We start from the raw sequence: 2,216 nt of genomic DNA on the forward strand, positions 1-2,216 counted from the left end.
GGGGGGGGGGCCCGGGGGCGCCGCGGCGGCGGGCGGGGTGGGGGCGGGCCCCCCCCGCCGGGGGGCCCCGGGGCCGCGGGCCCCGGGCGGCCGGCCGGCCGCCGGTGGGTGCGTCGTTCGCCGCGTGGGGCGGATTCGCCGGGCCGGGCGTGTTCGCCGTGTGGGGCGCGGTCGCCGGGCCTGGCGCGTACGAAGAAGGGCCGGCCGCGTGCGGCGGGCGGTGGGGGTGCGGCGTCTGGGGCGCGTGCGGCGGCTCCTCGGCCGCGGGTGCCGCGGCCAACTCGCGCAGGACCGCTTCGGCTTGTTCGGCGGTGGGCCTGGCGGCCGGGTCCCTGGCCAGCAGGCGGCCGATCAGTTCGGCGAGCGGACCGGCGTGCGCCGGCGGGCGCGGTGTGGCGGTGCGGAGCGCGGCCACCGTCTGCGCCACCGCTTCGGCCGCCGGCTGCGTCGGGGCGGCGACGCGGAACGGGGTGGCGCCCTCCACCGCCGCGTACAGCAGGACGCCCAGCGCCCACAGGTCGGCCGGCGGCTGCGGCGCGGGCGCGTCCGCGGCGAGCCGCTCCGGGGCGATGAACTCCAGCGCCGCGATCGCCCCCTGGGGCCACGCGCCGGCCGCGGACCGCCCCGCGGGCGCGGTGTCGGTGTCGGCGTCGGCGGCGGGCGTGGTGCCGGCGTCGAGCGCCGCAAGGGCCAGCCGTCGCTGCTGGTCAACGGCGTGCACCAGGCCGAAGTCGGTCAGGACGACCCGCCCCGCACCGGCGCCGGCAGCGCCTCCCGGCCGGCCGGCGGCGGTCGAGCGGTCGCGGCCGAAGAGGACGTTGCTCGGTTTGACGTCGCCGTGCACGAGCCCGGCGGCGTGCGCGGCGCGCAGGGCGCCCGCCACCGCGAGGCCCACGTGGGCGGCCTGCCGGACCCCGAGGGTGGCCCGGCGCAGCGTGTCGGCCAGCGATCCGCCGCGTACCAATTCGAGGACCAGCCACGGCCGGTCGCCGACGCTCAGCACGTCGTGCACGGTGATGACGGCGGGGTGCTCGATGCGGGCGGCGGCGCGGACCGTACGGCGCAGCAGCTCGAAGGTGCTGGCCCGTTCGTCGGCGGTGAGTCCGGCGGGCAGCCGGGGTTCCTTGACCGCGACCTCGCGGCCCACGAGTTCGTCGCTGGCCTGCCAGACGGTGCCGAGCGCGCCGTCGCCGAGGTGGTCGCCGAGCCGGTACCGCCCGGCCAACAGCCCCCGACCGCCGCCGGCCCCCGCCCCGTGCCCCACCGGCGGCTGCGGCTCCCCGGCCATCGCGCCCTCCCCTCCGTGCGTCATGTTGTCCATCATCGCGCGGGGTTGAGCGGTACGGGACACAAGGGGCCAGTTGTCGGACGGATTCCACCGGATTCCGCGCCCGGTGCGGCACGCCGTCCCGGAACCGTCGGCGGGGCGGTTGGTCGGGCCGCCGGTGGGGCTGTTGGCGGGGCGGCTGCGCAACCGCCCCGTATCGAGCTCCGCAGCCCGTCCCACATCCAGCTCCGGACCCCGTCCCGTACCCCGTCCTGCAACCCGTTATGGGTCGACTTGCGGCGGTCGGACCCGGCGCCGGTACGAAACCGGACGGACCGGGGCTGACCGGGGTGGATCGCTGAGGAGCGGGGCCCGTTCGGGGCGGGCGTGCGGCTTCGGCGCTGTCGTCACGGAGCGTCGATATCGGGTTGTGCCCTTGCCGCGGCTCGTCACGCGGGGGAGTCGGTGGGGCGCTCGGGTACGCTCCGTTGGATGCGGGCCGTGCCGAAGTCGAACGCGAGCCGCGGCATGCCGTGCGGCCCCGGAGGGGGAGTCGGCAGCGGGCTCGTTTACGTACACCTGTGCAGCTCGCGCGGGGGACGGGCCGGTTCTGACGGCCCGTTGTTCGACTCCCCGCGATGTGCGTCGCACAGTATGCACCAGTCATACTCCTTGGCGCTGGAATATGTCTGAAGTGCTTGGTGAGGTGACTGTACGTCAACCATGCTGTCTCGTCGTGGGATCACGTTCCGTGATCCCGGAGAGGCGCGAAGCGATGTGTCCACCGGTTCGGATGGTGTGAGCGGTGCAGGTGCTTCAAATGCAGATGGAAGGCCGGCCAGACCCGGCCGAGGGGGGACGGGCGCGCCGCGGGGCGCGCTCCCGGCTGGCCCGCTCGGGGGTGGCGGTAGACGAGCCCCTGGCGGAGACGCTCATCTTGTTGATCTCG

The 2,216-nt window shown here is 76.6% G+C and carries 1 protein-coding gene and 1 pseudogene; one reads left to right on the top strand and one right to left on the bottom strand.

The genetic code is table 11. From position 1 onward, the window contains the following. A partial coding sequence (locus tag AAHZ94_RS32980) for a serine/threonine-protein kinase (protein ID WP_349997386.1) occupies positions 1-1,312 on the bottom strand: 1,312 nt, incomplete at its 3' end. 760 nt (positions 1,313-2,072) lie between these two features. Here AAHZ94_RS32980 and AAHZ94_RS36560 point away from each other — a divergent pair. Continuing rightward, positions 2,073-2,216, top strand: a pseudogene (locus tag AAHZ94_RS36560) (ATP-binding protein); the annotation flags it as partial.

Origin of the sequence: Streptomyces sp. HSW2009 (assembly GCF_040240285.1) — a bacterium.
In the GTDB taxonomy this organism is placed as follows: domain Bacteria; phylum Actinomycetota; class Actinomycetes; order Streptomycetales; family Streptomycetaceae; genus Streptomyces.